The sequence below is a fragment of the Streptomyces sp. NPDC086080 genome (assembly GCF_044540255.1).
In the GTDB taxonomy this organism is placed as follows: domain Bacteria; phylum Actinomycetota; class Actinomycetes; order Streptomycetales; family Streptomycetaceae; genus Streptomyces.
On the sequence record NZ_JBITRU010000028.1, the window covers coordinates 98465 to 112344 of the forward strand.

The 13880-nt window shown below is 70.0% G+C and carries 12 protein-coding genes and 2 pseudogenes; 4 read left to right on the plus strand and 10 right to left on the minus strand.

The annotated features are described in order from the left end of the window. Positions 1–148: 148 nt before the first annotated feature. Positions 149–520, plus strand: a complete 372-nt coding sequence (locus ACIF9R_RS28160; RefSeq protein WP_399985185.1) for an ArsR/SmtB family transcription factor — start codon at positions 149–151, stop codon at positions 518–520. After that, positions 517–1048, plus strand: a pseudogene (locus tag ACIF9R_RS28165) (GNAT family N-acetyltransferase). The gene ACIF9R_RS28160 and the pseudogene ACIF9R_RS28165 overlap by 4 nt, the downstream one beginning before the upstream one ends. Before the next feature lie 222 nt (positions 1049–1270). On the opposite strand, the gene ACIF9R_RS28170 reads toward ACIF9R_RS28165, so the two are convergent. The 10 genes from ACIF9R_RS28170 to ACIF9R_RS28215 all read right to left on the minus strand — a co-directional run bounded on the left by ACIF9R_RS28170 (position 1271) and on the right by ACIF9R_RS28215 (position 11542). After that, positions 1271–2470 carry a 4-hydroxybenzoate 3-monooxygenase gene (locus ACIF9R_RS28170; RefSeq protein WP_399985186.1) on the minus strand — a complete coding sequence of 400 codons (1200 nt, stop codon included), beginning with the start codon at positions 2468–2470 and terminating at the stop codon, positions 1271–1273. Further along, positions 2467–3120, minus strand: coding sequence for a 3-oxoacid CoA-transferase subunit B (locus ACIF9R_RS28175; protein ID WP_399985187.1), 654 nt, complete (start codon positions 3118–3120; stop codon positions 2467–2469). The genes ACIF9R_RS28170 and ACIF9R_RS28175 overlap by 4 nt, the downstream gene beginning before the upstream one ends. Then, positions 3117–3809, minus strand: coding sequence for a 3-oxoacid CoA-transferase subunit A (locus tag ACIF9R_RS28180; RefSeq protein WP_399985188.1), 693 nt, complete (start codon positions 3807–3809; stop codon positions 3117–3119). Before ACIF9R_RS28180 ends, ACIF9R_RS28175 begins: the two co-directional genes overlap by 4 nt. Further along, entirely contained in the window at positions 3806–5002 is a 1197-nt protein-coding gene (locus tag ACIF9R_RS28185; protein ID WP_399985189.1) for a thiolase family protein, read from the minus strand. Before ACIF9R_RS28185 ends, ACIF9R_RS28180 begins: the two co-directional genes overlap by 4 nt. A 9-nt stretch (positions 5003–5011) precedes the next feature. Beyond that, the gene (locus ACIF9R_RS28190) at positions 5012–5809 is read right to left on the minus strand and encodes an IclR family transcriptional regulator C-terminal domain-containing protein (RefSeq protein ID WP_399985190.1); all 798 of its coding nucleotides are present in this window, start codon (positions 5807–5809) and stop codon (positions 5012–5014) included. Further along, positions 5806–6666 (minus strand): ABC transporter ATP-binding protein, encoded by an 861-nt coding sequence (locus ACIF9R_RS28195; protein ID WP_399985191.1) that lies wholly within the window; start codon positions 6664–6666, stop codon positions 5806–5808. The genes ACIF9R_RS28190 and ACIF9R_RS28195 overlap by 4 nt, the downstream gene beginning before the upstream one ends. A 1-nt stretch (position 6667) precedes the next feature. Beyond that, on the minus strand, positions 6668–7462 hold the full coding sequence (locus ACIF9R_RS28200; protein WP_399985192.1) for an ABC transporter permease: 795 nt from the start codon (positions 7460–7462) through the stop codon (positions 6668–6670). Beyond that, positions 7459–8250, minus strand: a complete 792-nt coding sequence (locus ACIF9R_RS28205) for an ABC transporter permease (RefSeq protein WP_399985193.1) — start codon at positions 8248–8250, stop codon at positions 7459–7461. Before ACIF9R_RS28205 ends, ACIF9R_RS28200 begins: the two co-directional genes overlap by 4 nt. After that, complete coding sequence (locus ACIF9R_RS28210) at positions 8247–9236, minus strand: ABC transporter substrate-binding protein (RefSeq protein WP_399985194.1); 990 nt, start codon at positions 9234–9236, stop codon at positions 8247–8249. The genes ACIF9R_RS28205 and ACIF9R_RS28210 overlap by 4 nt, the downstream gene beginning before the upstream one ends. A gap of 797 nt (positions 9237–10033) precedes the next feature. Beyond that, positions 10034–11542 (minus strand): ATP-binding protein, encoded by a 1509-nt coding sequence (locus tag ACIF9R_RS28215; RefSeq protein ID WP_399985195.1) that lies wholly within the window; start codon positions 11540–11542, stop codon positions 10034–10036. Between the two features lie 639 nt (positions 11543–12181). Here ACIF9R_RS28215 and ACIF9R_RS28220 point away from each other — a divergent pair. Both ACIF9R_RS28220 and ACIF9R_RS28225 read left to right on the plus strand, forming a co-directional pair. Next, positions 12182–12313, plus strand: a pseudogene (locus tag ACIF9R_RS28220) (RICIN domain-containing protein); the annotation flags it as partial. Positions 12314–12841: 528 nt separating this feature from the next. Then, entirely contained in the window at positions 12842–13834 is a 993-nt protein-coding gene (locus ACIF9R_RS28225) for a LacI family DNA-binding transcriptional regulator (protein WP_164555817.1), read from the plus strand. The last annotated feature ends 46 nt before the right edge of the window (positions 13835–13880 follow it).

A 13880-nucleotide genomic window follows, 5' to 3' on the forward strand; every position in this document is an offset into this window, starting at 1 on the left:
CCGCCCGGCACCCTGGACACCTCGGGTCGCCCGCGACACCGGGGGGAGACAGTGGGACGGGACGCCGCCCGGATCGCCCGCCGCCTGACGGCGCATCTCCCGCGAACCGACCTCCCCGACCTGCTTCGACGTGTGCCAACATAGATGTATGTCGAACACGAGGGCGCTGCCGCTGATCGAGCCCGCCGGACAGGGCGCCGCGCCGTGCTGCCCGCCCCTGACCGAGCGGCCGTTCTCCGCCGAGGAGGCGGAGACGGCGGCCCGCATGTTCAAGGCTCTCGGTGACCCGGTGCGACTGCGTCTGTTCTCGCTCGTCGCCTCGCACGAGGGCGGGGAGGCGTGTGTCTGCGACATCTCCGATGTGGGGGTGTCGCAGCCGACGGTTTCCCACCACCTGAAGAAGCTCAAGGAGGCCGGGCTGCTCACCTCCGAGCGGCGCGGCACGTGGGTGTACTACCGGGTCGAGCCGTCCGTGCTCGCCGCCATGGGGCAGCTGCTGACCCTGCGCTCCGCCGCATGACCGGCACGAACACCGAGCGCGGTGCGGCCGGCGCCGCGATCGTGCCGCTGACCGCCGAGCATGCGGCACAGGTCCTGGCGATCTACCGGGCCGGGATCGACGAGGGCAACACCACGTTCAAAACCAGCGCGCCCGGCTGGGAGGCGTTCGACGCCGCGAAGCGGCCTGCCCACCGCTTCGCCGGGCGTGGACGAGGACGCCACGGTGCTGGGCCGGGTCGCGGCGACGAAGGTCTCCGGCCGGTGCGCGTACGCCGGGATCGTTGAGCACTCCGTCCACGTCCACGTCCGCCCCGGCGCCCGCGGGCGTGGCGTCGCGTCGTCGCTGCCGAAGGCGCTCATCGGGTCGCCCGAGGCGCACGGGATCCGGACGATCCAGTCGGCATCCTCCCCGAGAACACGGCCGGCCCTGCGCTGCACGAGCGGGCCGGCGTCCGCGGTCCTGGGCACCCGTGAGCGCATCGGCAAGCAGCACGGCCGCCGACGCGGGGTAGTCCTGGTCGAGCGGCGCAGCCCTCACATCGACTGAGACGACGTCTGAAGTTGTCCGTTCGCGCGGCGTTGCCCGTGGCACAGCGCTGCAGAAGCGCGAGCATCGACATCCCTCGGGCGAGCGAAGAGAGCTCCTCCGGCCTCGCCCCGCGAGCGGCCGTCCGCGTACGCCTCGTGCCGTCCTGGACCTCCTTGCCGATCCGGTCCCGGCTGTCGGCGGAGGCGTCCGGCACGGCGCTGATCGGGACGCCCTCGTCGCTCATCGGTCCTTCGGTACGGTGATCGGGCCCCAGCCCGTGTATCCCTCGGCAAGGTGTCGCCGTCCGGCCTCCGACGCGCACAGCGTGCGCAATTCGGCGACCCGGCGGCGGGCCTCGAACGGTGACTCGTCCGCTGCGGAGTGCAGCATGCGGCTCATCCAGGACGAGAAGTGCTGCGCCCGCCAGACCCGCTCCGACACACGCCGGCCGTACGCGGCGAGCGTGGCGTCGTCGCCCGTGCGGAACCAGTCGGTCAGCACGTCGTGGAGCACGACGACATCGGCGATGGCCAGGTTGAGACCCTTCGCGCCGGTCGGCGGGACGGTGTGCGCGGCGTCACCGACGAGCAGGCTGCGGCCGTGCCGCACGGGCTCGACGACGGAGGACCGGAACCGCAGGACCGTCTTCTCGACGACGGGTCCCTCGGCGAGTGTGAAGCCGTCGGGTCCGGCAACGCGGGCCTGCAGCTCCCCCCAGATCCGTGCGTCGTCCCACGTGTCCGGGTTCTCGTCGGGATCGCACTGGAAGTAATGGCGCTGCCGGGTGGGGGTGCGCTGGCTGATGAGTGCGAACCCCCGGTCGGAGGCGGCGTACACAAGCTCCGGGGCGCTCTGCGGAGCCTCGACGATGACGCCGAACCACGCGTACGGGTACGCGTGTGCGTAGGTGCGCCGCTCGGACTCGGGCAGCGTGTGCCGCAGTACGGACCGTGAACCGTCCGCGCCGATCAGCAGGTCGGCCCGCAGCTCACGCTCCACCCCGTCCGCGTCGGTCCAGCGTACGCCCGGGTTGCGGCCGTCGCGGTCGAGGACGTCGGTGACGGTGGCCAGCCAGCGCACGTCGACGCCCTCGCTCGCGGCCCGGTCCGCGAGATCGATGAACACGTCGGTCTGGGGGTAGAGCCACACACTGCGTCCCGTCAGCCCGACGAGGTCGATGCGGTGGTCCTCCCCGTCGAAGCGCAGCACGATGCCCTCGTGCTCGTCTCCGTCGCGCAGTACCCGGGCGGCCCCGGCGCCGACGAGCGCGTCGACCGCCCCGGCCTCGAGGATGCCCGCACGGTGGGTGTTCTCTATCTCCTTGCGCGAACGGGCCTCGAGCACGACGTGCTCGATGCCGTCACGGTGCAGCAGCCGGGACAGCAGTAGTCCCGCCGGGCCGCCGCCGACGACGGCGACGCGGGTGCGCTCGGTCTTCACTCAGTTCTCCCCAGGGTTAGGCCGAGCACGTCCTCGAGTTCGGCCGGTGTGATTCCGAAGGTCTCGACGGCGCGGGCCCCCTCGTCGCCGACGTCGATCACCGCCAGGTCGGTGTAGACGCGCGAGACGCACCGCACGCCCGTGAGCGGCAGGGTGCAGTTCTCGACGATCTTCGGCCGGCCCTTCTTGGTCAGGAGGGTCATCATGACCACGGTGCGGCGTGCGCCCACGGCGAGATCCATGGCTCCGCCGACGGCGGGCACGGCGTCCGGCTCACCGGTCGACCAGTTCGCCAGGTCGCCGGTCGTCGATACCTCGAAGGCCCCCAGCACGCACACGTCGATGTGTCCGCCGCGCATCATGGCGAACGAGTCGGCCTGGTGGAAGTACGACGCCCCCGGGAGTTCGGTCACCGGGATCTTGCCCGCGTTGACCAGGTCGGGGTCGACCTCCTCCGGCCGGGCCGCGGGCCCCATCCCGAGCATGCCGTTCTCCGTGTGGAGGGTGATCCCGGCGTCGGCGGGGAGCAGGTCGGCCACCAGCGTCGGCAGGCCGATCCCGAGATTGACGTAGGACCCTCGCGGGATGTCCGCGGCAACGCGTGCGGCGAGCTGGTGCTTCGTCAGCGCTCCGGTCGTGGTCGAGGTCATGCGGGTACCTCCTCGTACAGACGGGCTCCGACGGCGACGACGGAGCTGACGTAGATGCCGGGTGTCACCACTGCCTCCGGATCCATCCCGCCGGTCGGGACCACCTCGTCGACCAGAGCGACGGTGCGCCGTGCCGCGGCCGCCATGACCGGGCCGAAGTTCCGCGCCGTCTTGCGGTACACGAGATTCCCGGCCCCGTCCGCGCGGTGGGCACGTACGAGTGCGACATCGGCATGCAGTGGAAGCTCGAGGACGTGGTCGACGCCGGCGATATTCCTGGTCTCCTTGCCCGCCGCGAGTGGCGTGCCGAAGCCCGTGGGCGTGTAGAACGCGCCGATCCCCGCCCCCGCCGCGCGGATCCGCTCCGCGAGGGTGCCCTGGGGCACGAGCTCCAGCTCGATGCGTCCGGCGCGGAAGGCGGTGTCGAAGTGCCACGAGTCGGCCTGTCGGGGGAACGAGCACACGATCTTGCGCACCCGGCCCTTCTGGATCAGCCGCGCCAGCGGGTCGTCGCCGTTGCCCGCGTTGTTGCTGACGATCACCAGGTTGGTGGTTCCCTGCTCCAGCAGCGCCTCCACCAGCTCGACGGGCTGACCGGCCGGGCCGAAGCCACCGATCATCACCGTCGAGCCGTCGGCGACCTCGCCCAGGGCCCGGGCGGGTGTCGTCGTGAAGTCGGTGTGCGTCACGAAGCCTCTCCGTTCCGTACGTTCTCCAGCACGACGGCCATGCCCTGCCCGACGCCGATACAGATGGCTGCCACGCCCCAGCGGTCGCCCGTGGCGACGAGCCGCCGGGCGAGCGTGCCGAGAACACGCGTCCCGGAGGCGCCGAGCGGATGGCCGAGCGCGAGTGCGCCACCCCACGCGTTGACGATGCCGACGTCGACACCCCATGCGTCGGTGCACGCGAGTGTCTGGGCCGCGAACGCCTCGTTGAGCTCGACGGCGGCCACGTCCGCCCAGGTGATCCCCGACCGGGCCAGCGCGATCCGTGCGGCCTCGACCGGGGCGTACCCGAAGTACACCGGCTCCCCGGCGACGACGGCGCGGCCGGCGATGCGCGCGAGCGGTTCGAGGCCGGTGAGCGCCGCTGCCGCCTCCGAGCCGATGAGCGCCGCAGCGGCACCGTCGTTGAGTGGTGACGCGTTGCCGGCGGTGACGGTGCCATCCGTGCGGAACGAGGGGGCAAGCCCCGCGAGGCGTTCGGCGGACGTGCCGGGACGGATGGACTCGTCGCGGGTCAGCGTCGTTCCGGGGACGGGTACGACCTGATCGTCGTACCGCCCGTCCTCCCACGCCTGATGCGCGAGTCGGTGGCTGCGCAGCGCCCAGTCGTCCTGCCGTTCACGGGTGATGCCGTATTTCTCCCGAAGCCGCTCGGTGGCTTCGCCGAGAGAGACGGTCCAGTCGGCGTCCATGCGCGGGTTGACCAGGCGCCAGCCCAGTGTCGTCGAGACCAGCGTGGCGTCGCCCGTGGGATACGGCCCCTCCGGCTTCGGCAGCACCCACGGCGCCCGGGACATCGACTCGACACCGCCGGTCACGACGAGGTCGGCGTCACCGGACTCGACCGCACGCGCGCCCTGTACCGCGGCCTCGAGCGACGAACCGCACAGCCGGTTGACCGTCGTCCCCGGGACGGAGAGCGGAAGGCCGGCGAGCAGCACGGCCATCCGGGCCACGTCGCGGTTCTCCTCCCCGGCTCCGCCCGCATTGCCCAGGATGACGTCGGCGACGGCTGCCGGGTCCAGGTCCGGAGCTCGCCGCACCTGTTCCCCCACGACCAACGCCGCGAGGTCGTCGGGCCGGGTGCCGGCGAGGCCGCCGCCGTACCGGCCGAAGGGTGTGCGGACGGCGTCGTACACGAACGCGTGTTGCATGATGTCCCTCTATCGCAGTCGGGCCAGGTCGGCCTCGATGGCCCCGGCCGCCTTGAGCAGCGAGGGCAGGATGTGCTCGAGGATTTCCTCGACCTCACCCCGGCGCACCGGCGCGGACACGTTCACGGCGGCGACGACCTTGCCCGAGCCGTCGCGCAGCGGCGCCGCCACGGAACGCAAGCCCTCTTCCAGCTCCTGGTCCACGAGCGCCCAGCCCTGCTCGCGTACGCGCACGAGCTCCGCACGCAGACCGGCGGGATCGGTGATCGTGCGGGCGGTGAGCCGCTCCAGCGGCGTCCGCGCGAGATAGTCGTCCAGGAGAGCCGGCTCGGCGTACGCCAGAAGCACCCGGCCCATCGATGTCGCGTAAGCGGGGAAGCGTGTGCCGACGTGGATGGCGGCACTCATGATCCGGCGGGTGGCCACGCGGGCGATGTAGACCATGTCGGACCCGTCCAGGACGGCCACCGACGTCGACTCGTCCACCGCGCGCGACAGTTCCTGCAGGGAGGGGGTCGCGATCTCGGGCAGTGTCAGGCTCGACAGGTACGCGTAGCCGAGATCGAGGACCGAGGGCAGGAGCCGGAACTCCCGTCCGTCGGACGCCATGTAGCCGAGTTCGACGAACGTGTGGAGGAACCGCCGCGCCGAGGCACGGGACAGCCCCGTCTCGCGGGCGACCTCGCTGAGCGTCATCGTGGGCCGCTCGGCGCCGAACGCGCGGATCACGGCGAGGCCGCGTTCCAGGGACTGAACGAACCCGGAGCCGTGGGAGGCGCCGGCGTCCTCGGCCGGTTCGGTCGTCACGCGTCACCGCCGATGTGCGCGGGGTGGGTGAGGTGGGCTTCCTCTACGGTCCGGACGCCACGCTTGGCGGCCTGGACCAGCTCGTACACGTGCGTACGCAGCTGGGCGAACTCCGGGTCCGAGCGCGTGGTGAGCTGGGTGCGCTCGGCCCCCAGGTCGACGTGGACCTCCTCGAGAATGACGGTGGGGCGTGCGGACAACACCAGCACGCGTTCGCCCAGATAGATGGCCTCGTCGATGTCGTGCGTGACGAAAACGACCGTGACTCCGAGCCGCTGCCACAGCGACCGCACAAGATCCTCCAGATCGAAGCGCGTCTGCGCGTCGACCGCGGCGAACGGCTCGTCCATGAGCAGCACCTGCGGCTCGTACGCCGCGGCTCGCGCGATCGCCACCCGCTGCTGCATACCGCCCGAGAGCTGCCAGGGGTACGAGCCGGGGACGTCGGCGAGCCCCACGGCCTCCAGCGCGTCCCTCACCTTCTGCTTGCGCTCGCCCTTCGGCAGTCCTTTCTCCTTCAGCGGCAGCTCGACGTTCTCCGCCACCGTCATCCAGGGGAACAGCGACCGGCCGTACTCCTGGAGCACGACGGCCATTCCGCGCGGCGGCCCGGAGATCGCCGTATCCCCGAGGACGACCTGACCGTCCGTGGCGGGCATCAGCCCGGCCATGCAGCGCAGCAGCGTGGTCTTGCCGGCACCCGAGGGGCCGACGACGCAGACCAGCTCACCGGCCTTGACCTCGAAGGTCAGTTCCCGAATGGCTTCGACGGGCTCACCGCGACCGGTGTACACCTTCCGCAGGCGGCGCACGTCGAGGCGTGCGCCGTGCTCGGCCGTGCCGGCAGGGCTGGTCATGTCAGGCACCTCCGCGCTGAGCGGCCCGGTACCCCATGTACCAGGCCAGGACCGTCTTGCTGACGGCCGTGAAGACGAGGGACAGCAGCAGGCCGATCAGACCGAGGATGATCACGCCGGACCACATCTCGGGGATGGCGAAGCCGCGCTGGAAGGAGACGACGGTGAAGCCGAGACCGTCGCGGGCGGTGAACATCTCGGAGATCACCATCAGGATGATGCCGACCGAGAGCGCCTGGCGGGCGCCGGTGACGATCTGCGGGCTCGCGGCACGGAGCACCAGATGGCGCACCGTCGAGACGCGCCCGAGCCGGTAGACCCGCGCGGTGTCACGCAGGACGGGGTCGATGCCCCGTACGCCCTCGATGGTGTTGAGCAGGATCGGCCACAGGCATCCGGTCGCGATGACCACGATACGCATCGACGTGCCGATGCCGAAGAAGAGCATGAGGATCGGCACCATCACCGGCGGCGGTATCGCCCGGAAGAACTCCAGCACCGGCTCGCAGTAGGCACGCAGCGCACGCGACAGACCGATCGCCACACCGAGGGTGATCCCGGCCACGAGTGCCAGCACATAGCCTGCGAGCAGCCGGCCCACCGACGGCAGCACGTCGTGCACGAAGCGGGATTCACCGAACGGCTGTGAGAACCACGTGTCGTCGAACTTTCCGAGGATCGTGGCCAGCGGCGGGTTGTAGAACGACGTGCTGTTCACGGTCAGCAGCCACCACGCGGACAGCAGGGCCGCGGGCAGCGCCACGACGAACAGCACCTGACGGATGACACGGGTCATGCCGCCGCCTCCCCTCGGATCGACGGGTGCCAGAACAGGGTTTTCGACTCCACGACCCGGGCCAGCAGGTTCAGGGCGACCCCGAGCAGGCCCGTGACGACGATGAGCGCGTACATCGAGGTCACCGCGCCCGAGGACTGAGCACGTGAGATCAGCGATCCCAGGCCGGGCGTGCCGATCAGGAGCTCACCGGTCACGGTCAGGATCAGCGCGACCGACGCCGCGAGCCGCAGGCCGGTCATCGCGTAGGGAAGTGTGGTCGGCCAGATCACGGTCCGCACCCGGGTCCACAGGGAGAACCGGTACGAGCGAGCCGTGTCGGAGGCCACCGGGTCGACGTCCTGGACCCCGGACAGCACCTGGACCAGGACCTGCCAGAAGGACGCGTACACCACCAGCAGCAGTGTCGACGCCATCCCCGTGCCGTAGAGCACCACCGCCACCGGGATCAGCGCCACCGACGGGACGGGGCGGAAGAACTCGATCGTCGAGGCCGTCGCGGCGCGCAGAAACGGGACCATACCGATCACCACACCCAGCACCACGCCGGCGACCAGCGCAATCACCAGCCCGGTCCCCCAGGTCGTCACGGTCTGCCGTAGCGCGACCCAGAACTCTCCGGTGCCGACACGGTCCGCGAGTGACGCGATGATCTCCGACGACGTCGGCAGGAACCGGCGGTCGACGAGGCCGGCCCGGGGTATCAGTTCGAGCACGGCGAGGAGGGTCGCGACCCCGGCCAGGCCCAGGGCCCAGCCGGGGAGGGTGCGGCGTGAGGAAGACGTCACGGCAGCAGCTTCGAGGTGTCGACGGCCTTGTCGAACATGCCGTACTCGAGGCCGAGGTCCGCCAGGCGCTTGATCGCGGCGGGGTCGGCGTCCGGCACGAACCGCGGCAGGTTCATGGCGTCCTTCACCTTGGGGTCGATCTCGGTGTAGCTGTCCAGTACGGCGCGCACGGCGTCCGGGTTGGCCTGGGCGTACTCCAGCGACTTCTTCATCGCCGCGGTGAAGCTCTTCACCGTCTCCGGGTCCTCGGCCATACGCTGCTGGGAGGTGAAGTACGTCGCGACCAGCAGGTCGGGGTCGGTGTCGGCGAAGTTCCAGCTGACGACCTCGGCGCCCGCCTGGACGGCCCGGGTCAGGTGCGGCTCGACGATCCATGCGGCTTCGACCTGGCCGTCATTGACCGCGGCCGGCATGTCCGGGAAGCCCATCTCGACGAACTTGGTCGAGTCCGCGTCGCCGCCGGCCTTGTCGATGACCGACCGGACGGTGGTGTCGCCGATGTTCTGGAGCGTGTTGACCGCGACCGTCCTGCCGGCGAGGTCGGCGGCGTTCTTGATCCCCGAGTCGGGCATCGCGACGACCGCGCCGAAGTCGGCACCCGCCTTGCCGGTCGACACCGCGCCCGCGGTCAGGACCTTGAGCGGCAGCCCCTGGCTCGAGGCGAGCAGCAGCGACGTGGTGTTGCTGAAGCCGAACTGGTACTGGCCGCTCATCACGGCGGGGACGATCGCGGCGCCGCCCTGGGCGAGCTCGAGCTTGACGTCGAGGCCCTCGTCCTTGAAGAAGCCCTGCTCGACGCCCAGGTAGATGGGCGCGACATCGACGATCGGGATGACGCCGACCTTGACGGGCGTCAACTTGCCGTCCGCCTTGCCCGAGGCTGCCGAGGTGGACTCCCCGTCCGTTGACGAGCCACTGCACGCGGTGAGAGTGAGCGCGAGGGCGACGGCTACGGCCGCCGACGCAGACGAGACAAGACGACGCACGAGGTTCTCCTTGGGGAGTGCTGACAGGGGTGTGGCGGCATCGTGTTCGCCCGGTGCCGCCTCGCACCGAGCCTCAGGTGACCGCTGGGCGAACATCTGTGCTCGGAGCGAACGTAATGATCCGCACCCCTCTCGTCAATACATTCGAAACATCGCGGCGACGGACCGATCCACCGCCCACGACCGGCCGACCGACCCCTGTGGGCACCGAAGGGCGCCGCGGCATCGGACCGAGCTCACGCCCTGGGGAACGCCCGAGCCTCCGGACAGGCGTGGAGGCAGCAGGGTCCCGTCCAGCGGTACGAACGTCTTCGACGATGCCGTCCGGAGCGCCTTCGCGGGGGTCGGTGCGCAAGCGGTCAGGGTCTCGACGGCCTCGGTGAGGTACCGGACCGCGATCTGACACATGCTCACCGGCAACGTCCCCCACCGCGAACTCGGCGGCGCCTGCTTCACCCAGCGCGACCCGAACGCGCCACGCGCCGCGCGATCACCGCTCTGAACCAGCCCGGCTACACCGTCACCCTCAGCTCCGTCGATGGCACAGCGTGACCGCTGACAGACCAAGTACCCGGCGGCCTCGACGACCACCGGGCAGCCGGCCCTGCCCCAACAGCCCTGAACCGGACCTCATGACGCGTCAGGAGTCCTTTGCGGCCGGTTCGAGGACGGCGACACACTCCACGTGATGGGTTTCCCGTGCTCCCGTCACGAGTTTGGTCGGAGGTAGTGTCAGGGCCTGATCTCTTCCCCCTCTACGCCGACCATCGACTTGACGGGCAACATCCCTGCTGAGGTCAACCGCCCCCGTAGAGACCCGGCAGGTCGACCAGGAGGAGATCATCACGTCTGGCCGCCAATTCGACCAGGTCCGGATAGAAACCGTGCAGGGAGAACAGGGCCAGCGTGGCGCCTGTGGTGTCGTAGCCCTGGCCGGTGAGCAAGCCCCGGATGTGCTCGAGGCGTTGCAGGTCGCCGGTGCCGCGGCGGGCGGCGGTGGCCTTGGCCTCACCGATCAGGGCGATCCGGGCGCGCGGCGCCTGCGGACGCTCACCCAGGGCGAGGGCGAGCACGTCGACCTCGTGCTTGGTGCGGGCCGCCGGGTCGGCGACCTCGGTGGTGCCGACGGGGCCCGGCAGACCGCCGGGAAGGAGAGTGTGGGCGTAGCGGCGGGTGAAGGTACGGGCAAGATCCTCGAAGTGCGGTCCCAGGATTTTGGAGTTGAAGGTCGTCGTAGCGGCCTGCCACGCCTGTTCCGCGAAGCCCTGCTCGACGATGGCGGCCTGCGGCAGCGTGATCAGTTGGTTGAAGCGGATGACGGGGTCGGCAAGCGTGATGACCGGGTGGCGCGGGCGCAGGATGTCCTGCTCGCGCTGGATGTAACCGGTGGACTCCAGAACGTCCAACGGATGTGTGACGGCGTTGCGTTGACGCTCCAGGGCTGCCCCGATCTTCGTCGGGGTCGAGGCACCCTGGGCGATCGCGGTGAGGATGTCGTAGTACAGGGTGTGCTGGGTGATGCGCGGGTCCTCCCGCAGCAGGTACTCGGTCTCTGTGCGCGAGTAGACGGCCCGGCCGGGGTCCAGGAGTGTGCGGGTCAACCAGGCGGCGAAGCCGTCGTTCGGGTGGGGGCGGGCGGCCACCGGCCGGTAGCCGGGGGCTCCGCCCAGGACGGCGTGGACCTGCAGGGCGGTCAGCGGATCGTCGATCCGCCAGAAGTCGCGTGCGGCCCGGTAGTCGAAGGCACCCAGCCGGAGGTCGATCACGGCACGGCCCCGCAAAGGCTTGGTGCCCGAGAGCAGTTCGTGCATGACACTCATAGCGGAGCCGCAGAGGATCAGCCGCGGGCCGGGGCAGACGCCGGTGCCGCTTCCGCGCTGGCGCTCGTCGTAGAGCTGCTGGAGCAGCCCGGGGATCTCCGGCGAGTGCTGGAGCAGATACGGCAGTTCGTCGATCACCAGCAGCGGCGCACCCGAGCGAACGGTTACATCAAGGGCGTTGGTCAGGACTTCGCGCCAGTCGGACAGCCGCAGCGTGCCGGGCTGCAGACCGGCGTGGGCCGCGACCGCGTCGCCGAACCGCCGAATTGCTGGCAGCCGACCCTCCTCCCGCACCGCGGTGACATAGAGGCCGCCCACCCGCTCGCACAACGCCTGCAAGAGATACGACTTCCCGTGCCTCCTGCGCCCCGACACGATGCCCAGGCGCATCGCCGGATCCGGATCCGTGACGAACTCGGCCAGCAGGTCCCACTCCCGGTCCCGGTCGACCACATCTTCAGGCTTGAGCGGCAGGTTCTTGTTCATCAGAGAAACCCCACATCGGGACAGGTCCGCTGCATCGCAGGATGTATAAGTCTACTTGTACAGGATCCGTACAGGCAGACCTGTTAAGGAGGACGTCCGGCTATCCGGCCCAAGGCCACAACAGTGTGAGATACCGCTGTCCGTGCCGATGCGCAGGCATCCGTAGGCGCACTCCTCTCCACAGCCGACCCTGCCTCGCACCGGTCACTCCCCTGAACGGCCCCATGATCCGCCGGGATCCGAGCGTCAATCGAGCGCCAAGATTTCCGAAAAGACGGCGCCGTCGCGCACCGCAGCGCCCCCGACCAGAGGAAACACGCAGGCCGGGCCATGTGGGCGGATAGACCTGTTGCGGGGACGAGAACACGTCGAACCCGTGAGGTCAACTACGAAACCGCAGGTCAGGCACCCTTCTTGTCCGGCTCCAGGATCGCCACGCACTCCACGTGGTGCGTCATCGGAAAGATGTCCGCCTGAGCGAGACTCGGAAAAGACCAGGTCATGGCCTGTTTCTAGGCTCGCTGTCCCGCTCGCCGGCACCCAGAGCGTCAAACGAGCGTCACGACCGACAGCCCATCCTTCCTCTCCCTTCGGGGCGGAACAGGCGGCCACGGGAGCTTCGAAGGCGGCACCAACGGGCAGTACCCCTTCGCGGCCCGCCACAGCGGCAAGTGCCTCACCGTCGACAACGGCTCCACCGCCAACCGTGCTCGCCTGTCGCAGCAGCCCTGCACCAACTCAGCTGCCCAGACGTTCACTCCGGCCGGCTGATCACGGGTCAGCAGGTCGCGGTAGAGCCCGGTGTCCAGCACCGGGCCCCGTCGGGGCGTCCCGCCCATCCGCTCCCGCCGACTCACCGACTCACCGACTCACGCAACGTCTACGTGCTACGTGAAGGCTAAGACGCGCTCAAGGATGCGGCGGCCGGCGCGGCCCCAGGTCGGCTACTGGCCGGGCCGGTGAAGGCGTCGGCGACACACTCGCCGAGGACGGTGACGCTCCCGGAGAACCCGGTCGGGCCATGGTCGCTGTCTGCCTCTCTCAAAAAGGGTGTGGCCTGCCGCCTTCACGTGGCTCCTGCTGGGCGGGTCGCCCCGCGTCCGCACCGGGGAACGGCACCGGACTGGTGGCCAGATGCAGTCCTTGCGCAGGTATTGACATGCCATTCAAGACGGACGTAACTTCCCTGCCACAAGGTAGTAACGCGCTTTATTAAAGCGCGTAACCCGAGACGTTACCTCGCCTTAGCCCGGCCGAAAGGGACTGGAAGTGGCCACGAACAGGACGCATCGCGTGACCATGAGTGATGTGGCCCGCCACGCGGGTGTCTCACGGACAACGGTCTCCTTCGTCCTTAACGACAAGCCCGGCGCGGCCATCCCCGAGGAGACCCGTCGTCGGATCCTGGAGGCGATCGACGAGCTCGGCTACCGGCCCAACGCCGGGGCGCGGGCGCTGGCCGCGAACCGCAGCGGGTGGTTCGGACTGATCACCGAGATCGTGACCGGTCCCTTCGCGGGGGAAGTGATCACGGGCGCGCAGAGCCGCGCCTGGGGTGACCGGAGGTTCCTGCTGATCGCCGCGAGCGAGGGTGACCCCGCCCAGGAGGCTGCCGCGCTCGACCAGATGCTGGAGCACCGCGTGGAGGGGCTCCTGTACGCCACGACCTGGCACCGCGCCGTCACGCTCCCCAAGGCCGCCCGGGAGGTCCCGACGGTGCTCGTCAACTGCTACGACGCGGAAGGGAAGCTGCCGTGCATCCTGCCCGACGAGGTGTCGGGCGGATACAAGGCGACCCGCCGGCTCCTGGACGCAGGTCACACCCGCATCGGGTTCATCAACCTCGACCCGGCGATCCCGGCCGCCGTCGGCAGGCGCGAAGGATACGAACGTGCCCTGCGCGAGGCCGGGATCATCCCTGACCCCTCCCTCGTCGTCCCCGGCTGGGCGACCGCAGACAGCGCCTATACCGCCGCCCGCGAACTGCTGGACCGCCCGGCCGGCGACCGGCCGACCGCGCTGTTCTGCGGAAACGACCGGATGGCGATGGGCGCGTACGACGCGATCAAGGAACGTGGGCTGCGCATCCCGCACGACGTGGCCGTGGTGGGGTTCGACAACCAGGAACTCATCGCCGCCTATCTGCGGCCGAAGCTGACCACGCTCGCCCTGCCCTTCGAGGCCATGGGCACCAAGGGCATCGACATGCTCGCCGCTCTCGCAGCGGGACAGCCGCTCGACACCCGTCAGGTGACGATCGACTGCCCGCTGCTCGAACGCTCGTCGGTCTGACCGCTAATCAGTCCGCCGAGGAATCCCATCCCGTCTTCGCCCTGTG